General features: G+C 72.1%; 13 protein-coding genes. 4 read left to right on the top strand and 9 right to left on the bottom strand.

Annotated features, from left to right (window positions below):
- Nucleotides 1-112 precede the first annotated feature (112 nt).
- The 3 genes from G9H72_RS17830 to G9H72_RS17820 all read left to right on the top strand — a co-directional run bounded on the left by G9H72_RS17830 (nt 113) and on the right by G9H72_RS17820 (nt 4846).
- Nucleotides 113-1354 (top strand): sensor histidine kinase, encoded by a 1242-nt coding sequence (locus tag G9H72_RS17830; RefSeq protein ID WP_166173628.1) that lies wholly within the window; start codon nt 113-115, stop codon nt 1352-1354.
- Nucleotides 1351-2019, top strand: coding sequence for a response regulator transcription factor (locus G9H72_RS23185; protein WP_331272400.1), 669 nt, complete (start codon nt 1351-1353; stop codon nt 2017-2019). Before G9H72_RS17830 ends, G9H72_RS23185 begins: the two co-directional genes overlap by 4 nt.
- A 709-nt stretch (nt 2020-2728) precedes the next feature.
- Nucleotides 2729-4846: a PQQ-dependent sugar dehydrogenase gene (locus G9H72_RS17820; protein ID WP_166173626.1), complete on the top strand. Its 2118-nt coding sequence runs from the start codon at nt 2729-2731 to the stop codon at nt 4844-4846.
- Nucleotides 4847-4937: 91 nt separating this feature from the next.
- Here G9H72_RS17820 and G9H72_RS17815 read toward each other — a convergent pair whose 3' ends face one another.
- Nucleotides 4938-5426, bottom strand: a complete 489-nt coding sequence (locus tag G9H72_RS17815; protein ID WP_166173617.1) for a GNAT family N-acetyltransferase — start codon at nt 5424-5426, stop codon at nt 4938-4940.
- A gap of 110 nt (nt 5427-5536) precedes the next feature.
- On the opposite strand from G9H72_RS17815, the gene G9H72_RS22625 reads away from it, so the two are divergent.
- Nucleotides 5537-5830 (top strand): cytochrome P450, encoded by a 294-nt coding sequence (locus G9H72_RS22625; RefSeq protein WP_166173600.1) that lies wholly within the window; start codon nt 5537-5539, stop codon nt 5828-5830.
- Nucleotides 5831-5846: 16 nt separating this feature from the next.
- Here G9H72_RS22625 and G9H72_RS17805 read toward each other — a convergent pair whose 3' ends face one another.
- From G9H72_RS17805 to G9H72_RS17770, 8 genes are all read right to left on the bottom strand, one after another.
- Nucleotides 5847-6926 (bottom strand): EscU/YscU/HrcU family type III secretion system export apparatus switch protein, encoded by a 1080-nt coding sequence (locus G9H72_RS17805; RefSeq protein ID WP_166173598.1) that lies wholly within the window; start codon nt 6924-6926, stop codon nt 5847-5849.
- Nucleotides 6926-7687 carry a flagellar biosynthetic protein FliR gene (gene fliR / locus G9H72_RS17800; protein ID WP_166173596.1) on the bottom strand — a complete coding sequence of 254 codons (762 nt, stop codon included), beginning with the start codon at nt 7685-7687 and terminating at the stop codon, nt 6926-6928. Before fliR ends, G9H72_RS17805 begins: the two co-directional genes overlap by 1 nt.
- A 2-nt stretch (nt 7688-7689) precedes the next feature.
- Entirely contained in the window at nt 7690-7965 is a 276-nt protein-coding gene (locus G9H72_RS17795; RefSeq protein ID WP_166173593.1) for a flagellar biosynthetic protein FliQ, read from the bottom strand.
- Between the two features lie 7 nt (nt 7966-7972).
- Complete coding sequence (gene fliP / locus G9H72_RS17790; RefSeq protein WP_166173591.1) at nt 7973-8791, bottom strand: flagellar type III secretion system pore protein FliP; 819 nt, start codon at nt 8789-8791, stop codon at nt 7973-7975.
- Complete coding sequence (gene fliO / locus G9H72_RS17785) at nt 8788-9252, bottom strand: flagellar biosynthetic protein FliO (protein WP_331272398.1); 465 nt, start codon at nt 9250-9252, stop codon at nt 8788-8790. Before fliO ends, fliP begins: the two co-directional genes overlap by 4 nt.
- Entirely contained in the window at nt 9249-10016 is a 768-nt protein-coding gene (gene fliN, locus G9H72_RS17780; RefSeq protein WP_166173588.1) for a flagellar motor switch protein FliN, read from the bottom strand. Before fliN ends, fliO begins: the two co-directional genes overlap by 4 nt.
- Nucleotides 10013-10912 carry a flagellar motor switch protein FliM gene (locus G9H72_RS23180; protein ID WP_331272397.1) on the bottom strand — a complete coding sequence of 300 codons (900 nt, stop codon included), beginning with the start codon at nt 10910-10912 and terminating at the stop codon, nt 10013-10015. The genes fliN and G9H72_RS23180 overlap by 4 nt, the downstream gene beginning before the upstream one ends.
- A 397-nt stretch (nt 10913-11309) precedes the next feature.
- A complete protein-coding gene (locus G9H72_RS17770; protein WP_166173584.1) occupies nt 11310-11762 on the bottom strand; it encodes a flagellar basal body-associated FliL family protein in 453 nt (150 codons plus the stop codon).
- Nucleotides 11763-11838 lie beyond the last annotated feature (76 nt).

Genomic DNA, 11838 nt, shown 5'->3' with positions numbered 1-11838 from the left:
GGCCGGGTGGTCCCGCAGGCGGGCCCGGGGCAGCGGGTGGTCCTCGCGGCGTACGCGGGCAGGGGCCTGCAGGCAGACGACGTCCGGGCGCCCCGCGCCTAGCGTTGCCGGCATGACCTCGAGCACGCTCGCCGCGCGGGCCACCGCTCCCCTGCCCGCCCCTGCGGGCGGGGCGCTGCCGCCTGCCCGCCGGCGGGACTCCCGGCTGCGCGCGTGGGCCTGCCGGCACCCCTGGGTGCTCCACCTGCCGGTGGTCCTGCCGCTCCTGGCGCTCGCCGCGTCGTACCTGCCCTACGCCGCCGACCACACCTCCACGCCGGACGCGGTCGTCGCCGCCGTGCAGCTCGTGCCGCCGCTCGCCCTCTGGTGGCGGCGGGAGCGCTCCCGGGCGGTGTTCGGGGTGGTCGCGTCGACGGCGTTCGTCCAGTGGCTCGCCGGCGTGCCCCTGAACCCGGTCCAGCTCTGCCTGCTCGTCGCGCTGCACAACGTCGCGTGCCGGGACGAGGAGCGCTGGCGCCGCGCGGCGCTGGCCGTCTGCTTCGTCGGGGTGGCCCTCATGGCATTCGGCCAGCCGGACGGCACCGTGGGCAACCAGCTGCTCTCCGGGGCGCTGGTGTCGACCGTCTACATCCTGGGCGTGAACGTGGGGCTGCGCCGCGCGTACCTCGAGGAGCTCGAGGAGCGGGCCGCCCGGCTCGAGCGCGAGCGCGAGAGCCTGGACCGGGCGGCCGTCGCGGAGGAGCGGGCGCGGATCGCCCGGGAGCTGCACGACGTGCTCGCGCACAACGTGACCGTGATGGTGGTGCAGGCCGACGGCGCCGGGTACGCCCTCGACGCCGACCCGGCCCAGGCCCGCGCCGCCGTGGCGACGATCGCGGACACCGGGCGGTCCACGCTGGCCGAGATGCGCCGGCTGCTCGACGTGCTGCGCGCCGAGGACGGGGACGGGCTGGCCCCGCAGCCGGACCTCGCCGCCGTCCGGCGCCTCGTGGGCGAGGCCCGGGCCCGTGGGCTGCCGGCCGAGCTCGACCTGCAGGATCGGGCGGGCGAGGCCGCGCCGCCGAGCGTGCAGCTGGCGGCGTACCGCATCATCCAGGAGTCGCTGACCAACGTGCTCAGGCACGCCGTCGAGGTCGCGTCGGTGGTCGTCCGCGTACGCGAGAAGGAGGGCGCGGTGCACGTGGAGGTGGTGGACGACGGGGCCGGGGCCGCCCCGCTGGGCGCCGGAGGCCACGGGATCCGCGGCATGCGCGAGCGGGCTGCGGCCCTCGGCGGCCGGGTCGAGGCGGGGCCGCGCGACGGGGGCGGCTTCGGCGTGCGCGCGGTGCTGCCCGTGGCCGGCGGCCGGGAGTGAGCGCGCCGGTCCGGGTCGTCCTCGTCGACGACCAGGAGCTGGTCCGCACCGGCTTCGGCATGGTGCTGCAGGCACAGCCCGACATCGAGGTCGTCGGGGAGGCGGGCGACGGCGCCGCCGCCCTCCGCGTGCTCGAGGCGGTCCCCGCCGACGTCGTGCTCATGGACGTGCGCATGCCCGAGCTCGACGGGGTGGAGGCCACCCGCCGGCTGCGGGCCCGGGCGGCGGCGCCCCGGGTGCTGATCCTCACGACGTTCGACCTCGACGAGTACGCCTACGCCGCCCTCGGCGCGGGAGCCAGCGGGTTCCTGCTCAAGGACGTCCCGCCGGCCGAGCTGGTGTACGCCATCCGCGCCGTCGCGTCCGGGGACGCCGTCGTCGCCCCCAGCACCACGCGACGGCTGCTGGAGCGGTTCGCCCCGTCACTGCCGGGCGGGCCGGCGCCCGACCCGGAGTCGCTGTCCGCCCTGACCGCCCGCGAGCGGGACGTGCTGCTGCTCGTCGGCCGTGGGCTCAGCAACGCCGAGGTGGCGCAGCGGCTGGCCCTCAGCGAGGCGACGGTGAAGACCCACGTGGGGCGCATCCTGGCCAAGCTCGGGCTGCGGGACCGGGTGCAGGCGGTGGTGATGGCGTACGAGACGGGGCTGCTGCGGCCGGGCAGCTGAGGGGGAGGGCGCCCCGCGACCGTAAGAACGGCTCGGTGAGGCCTCAGCGTTGCTGGGCGTTAGGAGCAGCCCTCCCTCTGCCGTCCACTGTCCTCCTGCCCGTCTGCGGGGTCAAGGGGCTCCCCCGGCTGCTCCCCGCGTCCCCTTCCGGGGGGCTTGCCGAGGGCCGCCGGCCGGTCCAGCAGGGGCGCAAGCTCGTGGCGGTCGATCACGAGGGAGGTGAGGGGGCGGCGTACGCGCGTGCCGTCGTCGTCCGGGCGGGACGAGAGCCCATTGCAAGGAACACTCGAGGCCACACGAACTGCTTCGGATAAGTCGAATTCAGGTGAGCCTGATCAGGGGTCGCCGAGGAGCGCGTCGGCACGTGCCCCATGGGGCCATCTCATCCATCTTGCCACACCCTTCTAGGCACCGCGACCCGGGGCGCCGGCCACCACCACACTCCCCCACCCGGGCGAGGCGGCGTCCGCATAGTCTGACATGTCCGGGTCGGCATGAGCGCCGGCGAGCCTGGGCACGAGGACCCCCACGGGGTTCTGCCAGCTCCGACAGATCTCGCGTAACGGTTGTGCAACGCATTGCGCGGGAAGGCGAAAGTTGGTGTTGACAGCAGCGAAACAGCCGACCTAGCGTCGCCCGGTCACTTCATGACACCTGAAGCGTACTGCAGTGATAGTGCGCGCAGACATGTGGCCAAGGGAGGTCCTGTATGCGAAGGGCGACAACAGCGGCGTGCCTCGCCGCGGCGTTCGTAGGACTGGCGAGTGTGCAGCCGGTCCTCGCGGGCGAGGCGACTTCCGGGACGGCGGCCGTCGACGGCAACGCCTTCCAGAAGGTGACGCTGAACGACCGCCCGGGCGAGCCGATGGCGCTCGCCGTCCTGCCCGACCTCCGCGTGCTGCACAGCGCGCGGACGGGTGAGATCCGGCTCCACGACCCTGCGAGCGGCGTGAACTTCCTCGCCGCCGACATGAAGCAGAGCCCGCAGGGCCTGTACCAGCACGACGAGGAAGGCGTCCAGGGCGTTGCCGTGGACCCCAACTTCGCGAAGAACAAGTGGGTCTACGTCTACTACTCCCCGCGCCTCAACACCCCCGTCGACAACCCGGCCACGCCGGGCGTCAACGAGGGCGACGCGCCGGAGACCGGCACGCAGGCCGACTGGGACCGCTACAAGGGCGCCCTCTACCTCTCGCGCTTCAAGCTCGAGGGCAACAAGCTGAACTTCAGCACCGAGCAGCGCATCCTCGAGGTCCCCGTCGACCGTGGCATGTGCTGCCACGTCGGCGGCAAGATCGACTTCGACAGCAAGGGCAACCTCTACCTGTCGACGGGTGACGACTCGAACCCGTTCTCGTCCGACGGCTACACCCCGATCGACGACCGCCCGGGCCGCAACCCCGTCTTCGACGCCCGCCGTACCTCGGGCAACACCAACGACCTGCGCGGCAAGATCCTGCGCATCAAGGTCGCCGAGAACGGCAGCTACACGATCCCGTCCGGCAACCTGTTCAAGCCGGGCACCGAGAAGACCCGCCCCGAGATCTACGCGATGGGCTTCCGCAACCCGTTCCGGTTCGACGTCGACTCGAAGACGGGCGACGTCTACGTCGGCGACTACTCCCCCGACGCCAACGCCGACAACCCGAACCGCGGCCCCTCGGGCCAGGGTCGCTGGATGGTCGTCGACCGCCCGGCCAACTACGGCTGGCCGTTCTGCATGTCGCGCGACCTCGCGTACAACGACTACGACTTCGCGACCGGCACCTCCGGCCCGAAGTTCAACTGCAAGAAGCCGGTCAACGACTCGCGCTGGAACACCGGCCTGACGAACCTGCCCGCCGTGACGGACGCCGAGGTCATCTACGGCTACGGCCCGAGCGAGCAGTTCCCCGAGCTCGGCACCGGCGGCATCGGCCCGATGGGCGGCCCGGCGTACCGTCCGGCCAAGGGCCTGACCTCGCAGGTCCGCTGGCCCGAGGAGCTGGCCGGCAAGCCGCTGCTCGGTGAGTGGACCCGTGACTGGCTGCTCGCCTTCAACATCGGCAGCAACAGCAAGGTCAAGTCGATCGAGAAGATCCTGCCCGCGGGCGACGTGACCCTCGACGGCCCGATGGACATGGAGTTCGGCCCCGACGGCGCGCTCTACGTCCTCGACTACGGCACGGGCTACTTCGCGGAGCTGCCCGAGGCCCAGCTGGCTCGTATCGACTACACCCGCGGCAACCGCACCCCGCAGCCGAAGGCGTCTGCGGACGTGGTGAACGGCCAGGCGCCGCTGACCGTCAAGTTCTCCAGCGCGGGCACGACGGACGCCGACGGTGACGAGCTCACCTACGAGTGGGACTTCAACGCCGACGGCGTGGTGGACTCCACCGAGCAGAACCCGACCCACACCTACACCGCGAACGGCACGTACGAGGCCACGCTGAACGTCACCGACGAGACCGGTCGCAGCGCTGCGTGGTCCGTCCGGGTCGTCGTCGGCAACACGGCCCCGGTCGTGTCGATCACCACCAACCCCTCGCAGCACGGTGGGACCTTCCACTGGGGTGACACCGTGACCTACACCGTCACCGTCACCGACGACCAGCCGGTCGACTGCTCGCGGGTCAGCGTCTCGTTCATCCTCGGCCACGACACCCACGGCCACCCGCTCTCGACGAGCACGGGCTGCACCGGGTCGTTCGTGACGTTCGTGGACGGCGGCCACGCCGGCGCCTCGAACCTCCGGGCCGTGTTCAACGCGTCCTACACCGACGCGCCGAGCGACGGGCTCCCCGCCCTCTCCGGCAGCGCCGAGGTCGCGCTCACCCCGGCGAGCTGAGCTCGTAGCAACCCCTGAAGCGGGGCGTCACCTCCGGGTGGCGCCCCGCTTCCGCGTCCGCCCGCCCCGCTTCCGCATCCGCCCGCCGCGCTCACCGGTCCGGCAGCGCCTCCCACTCGGCCCAGGTCAGGTCACGCCCGGGGTAGCGCACCGTGCCGAACGGCCACTCCTCGGCCAGCCAGCGGCGCACGAAGGCCTCGAGCTCGGCCTCCAGGCCCGTCCCCGCCTCCGAGGCGCGGACCCAGAAGGCCACGTCGGCGTCGGCACCGGCCTTCTCGGGCGGGTCGACGTAGACGCAGCCGAGCAGCTGGGAGCCGTCCGGGGAGAGCAGGGCGAGGTTGAACGCCCGCCGCAGGTCGCCCTCCTTCTGGTGCCAGGCCAGGTCGATGAGGTCCTGCTCGATCGTGAGGCCCTCGGCGGGCCAGCCCCACACCTCGCCGAACTGCGCCCACAGCCGCTCGCGGCTCGACATGACGGCGTCGTAGTCACGGATCACGTCGTGGACCGTGATGTGGCGGAGAGTGAACCGCTCGTGCTCCACGGGCAGGGGCAGGCGGAAGTCGCGCGGAAGGAAGGCCATGTGCAGCACCCTGCCGCGCCCGGCTTGTGAGCCGCTTGCGGCGGGCTGCCCGACGTCGGCCGTACGCCCGGCGGCCGGGGCGGCCACGATCGGGCCGAGGCGAGGGGCCGATGGCGAGGCCGCCAGGGGCAACCGGGTGCAGGCGCTGCTCGCCGAGCCGGCCACGCCCGAGAGACGGGCCGAGCCGACCGCTGGGTGCTGGGCCGCCCGACGGTGGGGCGCTCTCCTTCGGCGGCGGCATCCACTACTGCCTGGGCGAGGCGCTCGCCCGGCTCGAGGGGCAGGCCGCGCTCCCCGCGCTGCTACGCCGGTTCCCCGGCCTGCGGCTCACCGGGCAGCCCTCGCGCCGGTACGGCCTCACCCTGCGCAACTCCACGGCGATGCCGGCGGCGCCGACCGGCTGACCGTTCGCCCGGGCCCTCAGTGCACGGGCACCCGGTGCATGCCGGCGGCCGAGCCGCGCGCCTTGAGCGACAGCACGAACGCGAGCACCCGGGCGATCGCGTTGTAGAGGTCGGGCGGGACCTCGCCGCCGACGTCGACCGCCTTGTAGAGCGTGCGGGCCAGCGGGACGTCCTGGACCATCGGGATGCGGTTCTCGTCGGCGATGGCACGGATCTTCGCGGCCAGCGCGCCGGCGCCCTTCGCGACGACGCGTGGCGCGCCCCCCGTGGCGGGGTCGTAGCGGAGCGCCACCGCGACGTGCGTCGGGTTCACCAGCACGACGTCCGCGTTCGCGGCGTCGGCCATCATGCGGTTGCGGCTCATCGCCATCTGGCGGGACCGGATCTGGCCCTTGACGTGCGGGTCGCCCTCGGCCTGCTTGTACTCGTCCTTGATGTCCTGCTTGCTCATCCGCATGCCCTTCTCGATGCGGTGACGCACGACGGCGTAGTCGGCGGCGGCGAGGACCAGGCCGGCCATTGCGGCCTGCCGCATCAAGGTGATCACGGTGTCCCCGACGGCGTCCAGCACCGTCGAGAGCGGCATCGAGCTACCGCGGGCGAGCAACGGATGGATCCCCCGCATCGCGTGCCACACCACGAAGGCGAGCACCCCGACCTTCAACAGGGTCTTGATCCCCTCCCAGGCGCCCTGCGGCCCGAACAGCCGCTTGATGCCGGAGATCGGGTTCAGGTGCTTGAAGTCGGGCTTGAACTTCTTGGTGGCGACGGGGATGCCGCCCTGGGCGGCGTGCGAGAGAACGGCCACCGCGAGCAGAACGAGGCAGAGCGGCGCGACGATCGTGACGAGCAGCTTGGCGGCCTCGGACAGCAGGGACAGCGCCTGCGCCGGCTCGGGGTCCTCGATCAGCGTGGAGGCCTCGACGAACAGCGCGCTCGTGTTGTCCATCGCGCTGCCGATGGCGTGGGGAAGGATGAAGCTGGCCGCGAGCACACCGACCCAGGCGCCGAAGTCGGCGGTCCGGGGGAACTGGCCTTCCTTGCGGGCTTCCTTCCGCTTCTTGGCTGTGGGCTTCTCGGTCTTCTCCCCGGACATCAGCCCACCGCCGCGGCGACGGCCCGCAGGCCCATGTCGACGACCCGGTCGACCGCGCCCGGGATGAGCGGGACGCAGGCACCGAAGAGCAGCAGGGTGGCCAGGATCTTGGCGGGGAAGCCGAGCATGAACGGGTTCAGCGCCGGGGCGATGCGGGTCAGCAGCCCGAGGCCCACGTCGACCACGAAGAGGACTCCGATCAGGGGTGCGGCGATCTGCAGGGCGGCGAGGAGGAACTCGCCGATGCTCGTGACAAGGACCTCGCTGAGCCGCTCGACGTCGATCGAGGCGCTCAGCGGCACCGCGTCGTAGGACTCGAGGAAGCCGCGGATGACGAGCAGGTGCCCGTTGAGGGCGAAGAGCAGGACCACCGCGAGCTGTGAGGTGAAGCGGCCGAAGACGCTGTTCTGCGTCATCGACAACGGGTCGTAGCCCATGGCGACCGAGAACCCGCCGAAGAGGTCGATCAGGTCACCGGCCGACTGGACCGCCTGGAAGAGCAGGTAGGTGATGAAGCCGAGCGCCGCCCCGGTGAACGCCTGGAGCACCGCGCTGGTGATCAGCCCCGCCGCCGTCAGCTCCGGGACCGTCTCCGCGAGCCGGGGAGCCACCGGCAGCGAGAGCGCGACCGCCAGGATCGCCTTGACCGCGCCCGGCACGGCCCGCGACGCGAAGGGCGGCGCGATCAGGAGCCAGGCCGCCGCCCGGACGCTCGCGAGGAGCAGCCCGACCAGCAGCGGTGCGGCGATCTCGACGTTCACACTCAGCCCGCCGACAACAGGGTGGGGACCTTCTCGAACAGCTGGTGGGTGAAGCTGACCAGCTCGTGGATCATCCAGTTGCCCGAGAAGAGGACCGCGATGCCGACGCCGATCGCCTTGGGGACGAAGCTCAGCGTCGCCTCCTGGATCTGCGTCACGGACTGGAAGAGCGAGATCGCAAAACCGATCCCGAGGGCCGTCAGCAGCATGGGGGCCGAGAGCTTCGCGGCGACGATCATGGTCTGGAGAGCGATCTCGAGGATGGCGGCGTCGGTCATCGAAGTCCTAGGTGTAGGAGGAGACGAGGGCTGTCACGACAAGCCCCCAACCGTCCACCAGGACGAACAGCAGGAGCTTGAACGGGAGCGAGATCATGACCGGCGGCAGCATCATCATCCCGAGCGACATCAGCGCCGCGCTGACGACGATGTCGATCACGAGGAACGGGATGAAGATGATGAAGCCGATGATGAACGCGCTCTTCAGCTCCGAGAGGACGAAGGCCGGGACCAGCGTCGACAGCGGAACCTCTGCTGCAGATGTCGGCTTGCCCTCCCCCGCGACCTTAGTGAAAAGAGCCAGCTCGTCCTTGCGGGTCCGGTCGACCATGAACTCGCGCAGGGGCTGCACGCCGTCGTTGAACGCCTGCGACTGGGTCTTGTCCCCCGCCAGGAAGGGCTGGACCCCGCGCTCGTTCACCTCGCTGAGGGTCGGCGCCATGATGAACAGCGAGATGAACAGCGCCAGGCCGGCCAGGACCTGGTTGGGCGGGACGTTCTGCACGCCCAGCGCGTTGCGGGTCAGGCCGAGCACCACGAAGACCTTGGTGAAGCTCGTGGTCATGAGCAGCAGCGAGGGGGCGACGGCCAGCAGGGTGATCGCCAGGATGGTGACGATCGACGTGCTGGGCCGCCCGACGAGGCCGCCGAGGTCGACGTTGACGCTGGTCGGGCCGGTGGGCGAGCCGGGGCCCTGCGGGCCTCCGGGGCCGGGCTCCGCGGCGTACGCGGGGGCGCCGCCGACGAGCAGGAACGTCCCGCCGACGGTGGCGGTGGCGAGGGCATGCCGCAGGAGGCGGCGGGGCGTGGGCAGGCAGCTCATCATCGCCTCGTCGACCGCTCGCGCAGCGCGTTGACCGTCCGACGCCAGGTGTCGGGGCTCAGGATGCTGCCCGCGAGCGGGCCGGTGCCCACAGCGGGACGGGCGGGCTTTGCCGTCACGATACGCACGTTCCCGTCCTCGTCCACCGAGACCGAGGTGTCGGCGTCGGCGTCGGTTGCCTCGGTGCCCGCCTCCTGGGCGAGCTGGATCAGCTCGAGATCGGTCTCCGTGAGCAGCGTGACCTGGGTGTCCGTGACACCGACCACGAGGGCGCGGTCGGCGACGCGAACGACCGAGACCGAGGCGCCGCGGGAGAGCTGCTGGCGGGCCAGGATCTCCAGCGCGCCGGTGTTGCGGCCGCCCATCGACCCGCGCAGCACGCGCGCGGCCAGCCACATGAGCGCGATGACGACGCCCAGCGACAGGAACAGCCGCAGGAGCATCCCGAAGGTGGAACCGGTCACGCGGCGCCCTCGGTGTCGGCCTTCGGGCCCACGATCTCGGTGATGCGGATGCCGAAGTCCTCGTCGACGACGACGACCTCGCCGCGGGCGATCAACGTGCCGTTGACCAGCAGGTCGGCCGGGCTGCCGGCCGCGCGGTCGAGCTCGACGACCGCGCCGGGCGCGAGCGAGAGCAGCTCGCGGACGGTCATCCGCGTACGCCCCAGCTCCGCCGTCACCTCCATCTCGACGTCGCGCAACAGGTCGAGCCCACGGCTCGAGCCGGTCCCCGACGTCCCGCCGGCGCGCCCGGCGCCCGGCCCCCCGGCCGAGCCGGAGGGCGCAGCGGAGAGCAGTGCCGCATAGGTCGCGCGGACCTCGCCGTCGGCGAGCAGTGGCACGGCCACGGCCATGCCGCCCCCGCTCAGCGAGTCGAGGGCGACGTCGACGGGGAGCTCGCGCCCGGTCTCGACGACGACCTGGCCGAACGCGGCGCCGGCCGCGGTGAGCGCCGGCTGGACCGCCGCCGAGACGTCGAGCTCGCCGAGCGGGGAGCTGCGCAGGGCGTCGACCAGGTCCGCGCCGATGACCACGAGCGACGAGCCCCGCACGCTGCCGGTGAGCCCGGCGACGACGGCCGTGGCGGCGTCCGCCGGGACGGGTGCGGCGGTGATGTCGAAGACCGGGGTGCCCGGCACGAGCGGGGCCGCGCTCGGGAGCGCGGACGCGGCGGCCTCCGCGGCGGCGACGACCGCCTCGAGGACCTCGGGGGCGACGGTGGTCATGCGGGCTCCTCCGGCTTCAGGGGGTTCGAGTTCTCGGGCGACTCGACGACGAGCACGGCGAGCCGCTTGCCCGCGGCGCCGGGCACCGCGTGGGCGAAGACGATGTCGGCGGCCGTCACGGTGAGCGGGTCGCCGGTGTTGTGCTTGAGCGGCAGGACGTCGCCGACCTGCAGGTTCACCAGGTCGCGCGGGCGCGCCGCCGTGCCGGCGAAGCGGACTGCGACCTCCACGGGCACGTCCTGCAGGCGATCGCGGACGCGCCTGGCGGCCTCCTCGCGCGCGAGCCGCTCGCGCTCGCCGGTGGTGTGGGCGCCGCTGGCCGCGTCCAGCGCGGCGAGGGTGGGGTTGAAGGGCAGGCAGACCGTGGCCACGGTCTCGACCGCGCCGACCTTCATGTCGAAGGACGCCACCAGGACCATGTCCGAGGCGCTGGCGACCTGCGCGAACTGCGGGTTGTACTCGATGCCGGTGATCGTCGGCTCGAGGCGCAGCACGCCCTCGAAGGCGTACCGCAGCTCGCCGAGGACCCGGTCGAGCAGGCCGCGCAGCAGCGTCGCCTCGATCTCGGACAGGGCGCGCTCGGGCTGGCTCTCGGCACCGGGGCCGCCGAGCAGGTGGTCGACGCAGGCCATCGCGGTGCCGACGGAGAACTCCAGCACGCCGGCGCCCGGCAGCGGCTCCACGCTGAGGACGGCCATGTGGGTCGGGTTGGCCAGCTGGGAGACGTACTCGTCGTAGGTCAGCTGGTCGATCGACACCAGGTTGACCTGGGCGACCGTGCGCAGCGTCGACGTGAGGAGGGTCGTGTACTGCCGGGAGAACGTCTCGAAGACGATCTGCAGCGTCCGGACGTGCTCACGGGAGAGCTTGGTCGGGCGGCGGAAGTCGTACGCCACGGGCCCGGAGCCGCGCGATCGGCGGCCGACGCGGCCACGCGACCCGGACGTGCCCGAGCCCGGGGCGCTCCCGGGGCCGGCGACGGGCGCGTCGGCCTCGTCCACCTCGGCTGGGGAAAGCGGCGTTCCTGCTGTCACGTGGGGCTCTTCGGCGTCGGAGGTCCTGGGCCTTAGCTCTTACGGGTGAATGTCTTCCTCCGGGCGTGTCGCGCCCGGCTGGTCCTGGTTGGTGGGGTTCGAGCCGTACCCATGCTGTCAGGTGCCCCGTTCCCCGGTGTCACGGGTTCCTCACCTGTCGTGATCACCAAGCCGGGACGCGCGACCGCCGGGGGCGCGGTCTGCGCCCCCGGCGGTCGGTGGGACGTGCGTGGTGCCTCCGGGACGCGGAGGCCCGGCGTCACTGCATGACGAAGTTCGTGAAGTACACCTTCATCACGCCGTGGTGGTAGTCCTCGTTCACCATCTCCAGGAGCTCCTTCTTGAGCTTCTCCCGGTTCTTCGGCACGGAGAGCACCGAGACCTCCTCGCCGCTGAAGAGCGAGATGGCGTCGTCCAGAGCGGCCGAACCCTCCGGCTCCCCGTGGCCCGTGCTGCCCTCGACGGTGAACAGCAGGCTGATGCCGAGCTTGAGGAAGTGCCCGTCGGCGAGGTTGATGTTGATCGGGTCGAGGGTGAGCGTGATCCCCGGCTCGGGCTCCTTGGCCTCGGCCTCGGCCGGCTTGGCGAGCACGAACTTGTACACCCCGCCGAGCAGTGCGACCAGCGCGACGGCGGCGATGATGATCATCTTCTTCTTGCCGCCCTTGGCCGGGGCGTCCTCGGCGGTCTCGGCGGCCTTGTCCTTGGCCATGTGTGCGTTCCTTCGCTTGGGTAGTGGGCGGTGCGGGTCGTGCGTCTGGTGCCGGTGGTCAGTGGCCGGAGGCCTC

The organism is Motilibacter aurantiacus (assembly GCF_011250645.1).
GTDB lineage: Bacteria > Actinomycetota > Actinomycetes > Motilibacterales > Motilibacteraceae > Motilibacter_A > Motilibacter_A aurantiacus.
The sequence above is the reverse complement of the archived record's forward strand: the minus strand, read 5'-3'. Positions and strand labels throughout refer to the sequence as shown.

What these genes read in the sequence shown, in the direction of transcription:
- fliP (WP_166173591.1), bottom strand. Translation starts at nt 8,791, where the DNA reads ATGATGAGCTGCCTGCCCACGCCCCGCCGCCTCCTGCGGCATGCCCTC.
- G9H72_RS17770 (WP_166173584.1), bottom strand. Translation starts at nt 11,762, where the DNA reads ATGGCCAAGGACAAGGCCGCCGAGACCGCCGAGGACGCCCCGGCCAAG.
- G9H72_RS17795 (WP_166173593.1), bottom strand. Translation starts at nt 7,965, where the DNA reads ATGACCGACGCCGCCATCCTCGAGATCGCTCTCCAGACCATGATCGTC.
- G9H72_RS17805 (WP_166173598.1), bottom strand. Translation starts at nt 6,926, where the DNA reads ATGTCCGGGGAGAAGACCGAGAAGCCCACAGCCAAGAAGCGGAAGGAA.
- G9H72_RS17830 (WP_166173628.1), top strand. Translation starts at nt 113, where the DNA reads ATGACCTCGAGCACGCTCGCCGCGCGGGCCACCGCTCCCCTGCCCGCC.
- G9H72_RS17820 (WP_166173626.1), top strand. Translation starts at nt 2,729, where the DNA reads ATGCGAAGGGCGACAACAGCGGCGTGCCTCGCCGCGGCGTTCGTAGGA.
- G9H72_RS22625 (WP_166173600.1), top strand. Translation starts at nt 5,537, where the DNA reads ATGGCGAGGCCGCCAGGGGCAACCGGGTGCAGGCGCTGCTCGCCGAGC.
- G9H72_RS17815 (WP_166173617.1), bottom strand. Translation starts at nt 5,426, where the DNA reads ATGGCCTTCCTTCCGCGCGACTTCCGCCTGCCCCTGCCCGTGGAGCAC.
- fliN (WP_166173588.1), bottom strand. Translation starts at nt 10,016, where the DNA reads ATGACCACCGTCGCCCCCGAGGTCCTCGAGGCGGTCGTCGCCGCCGCG.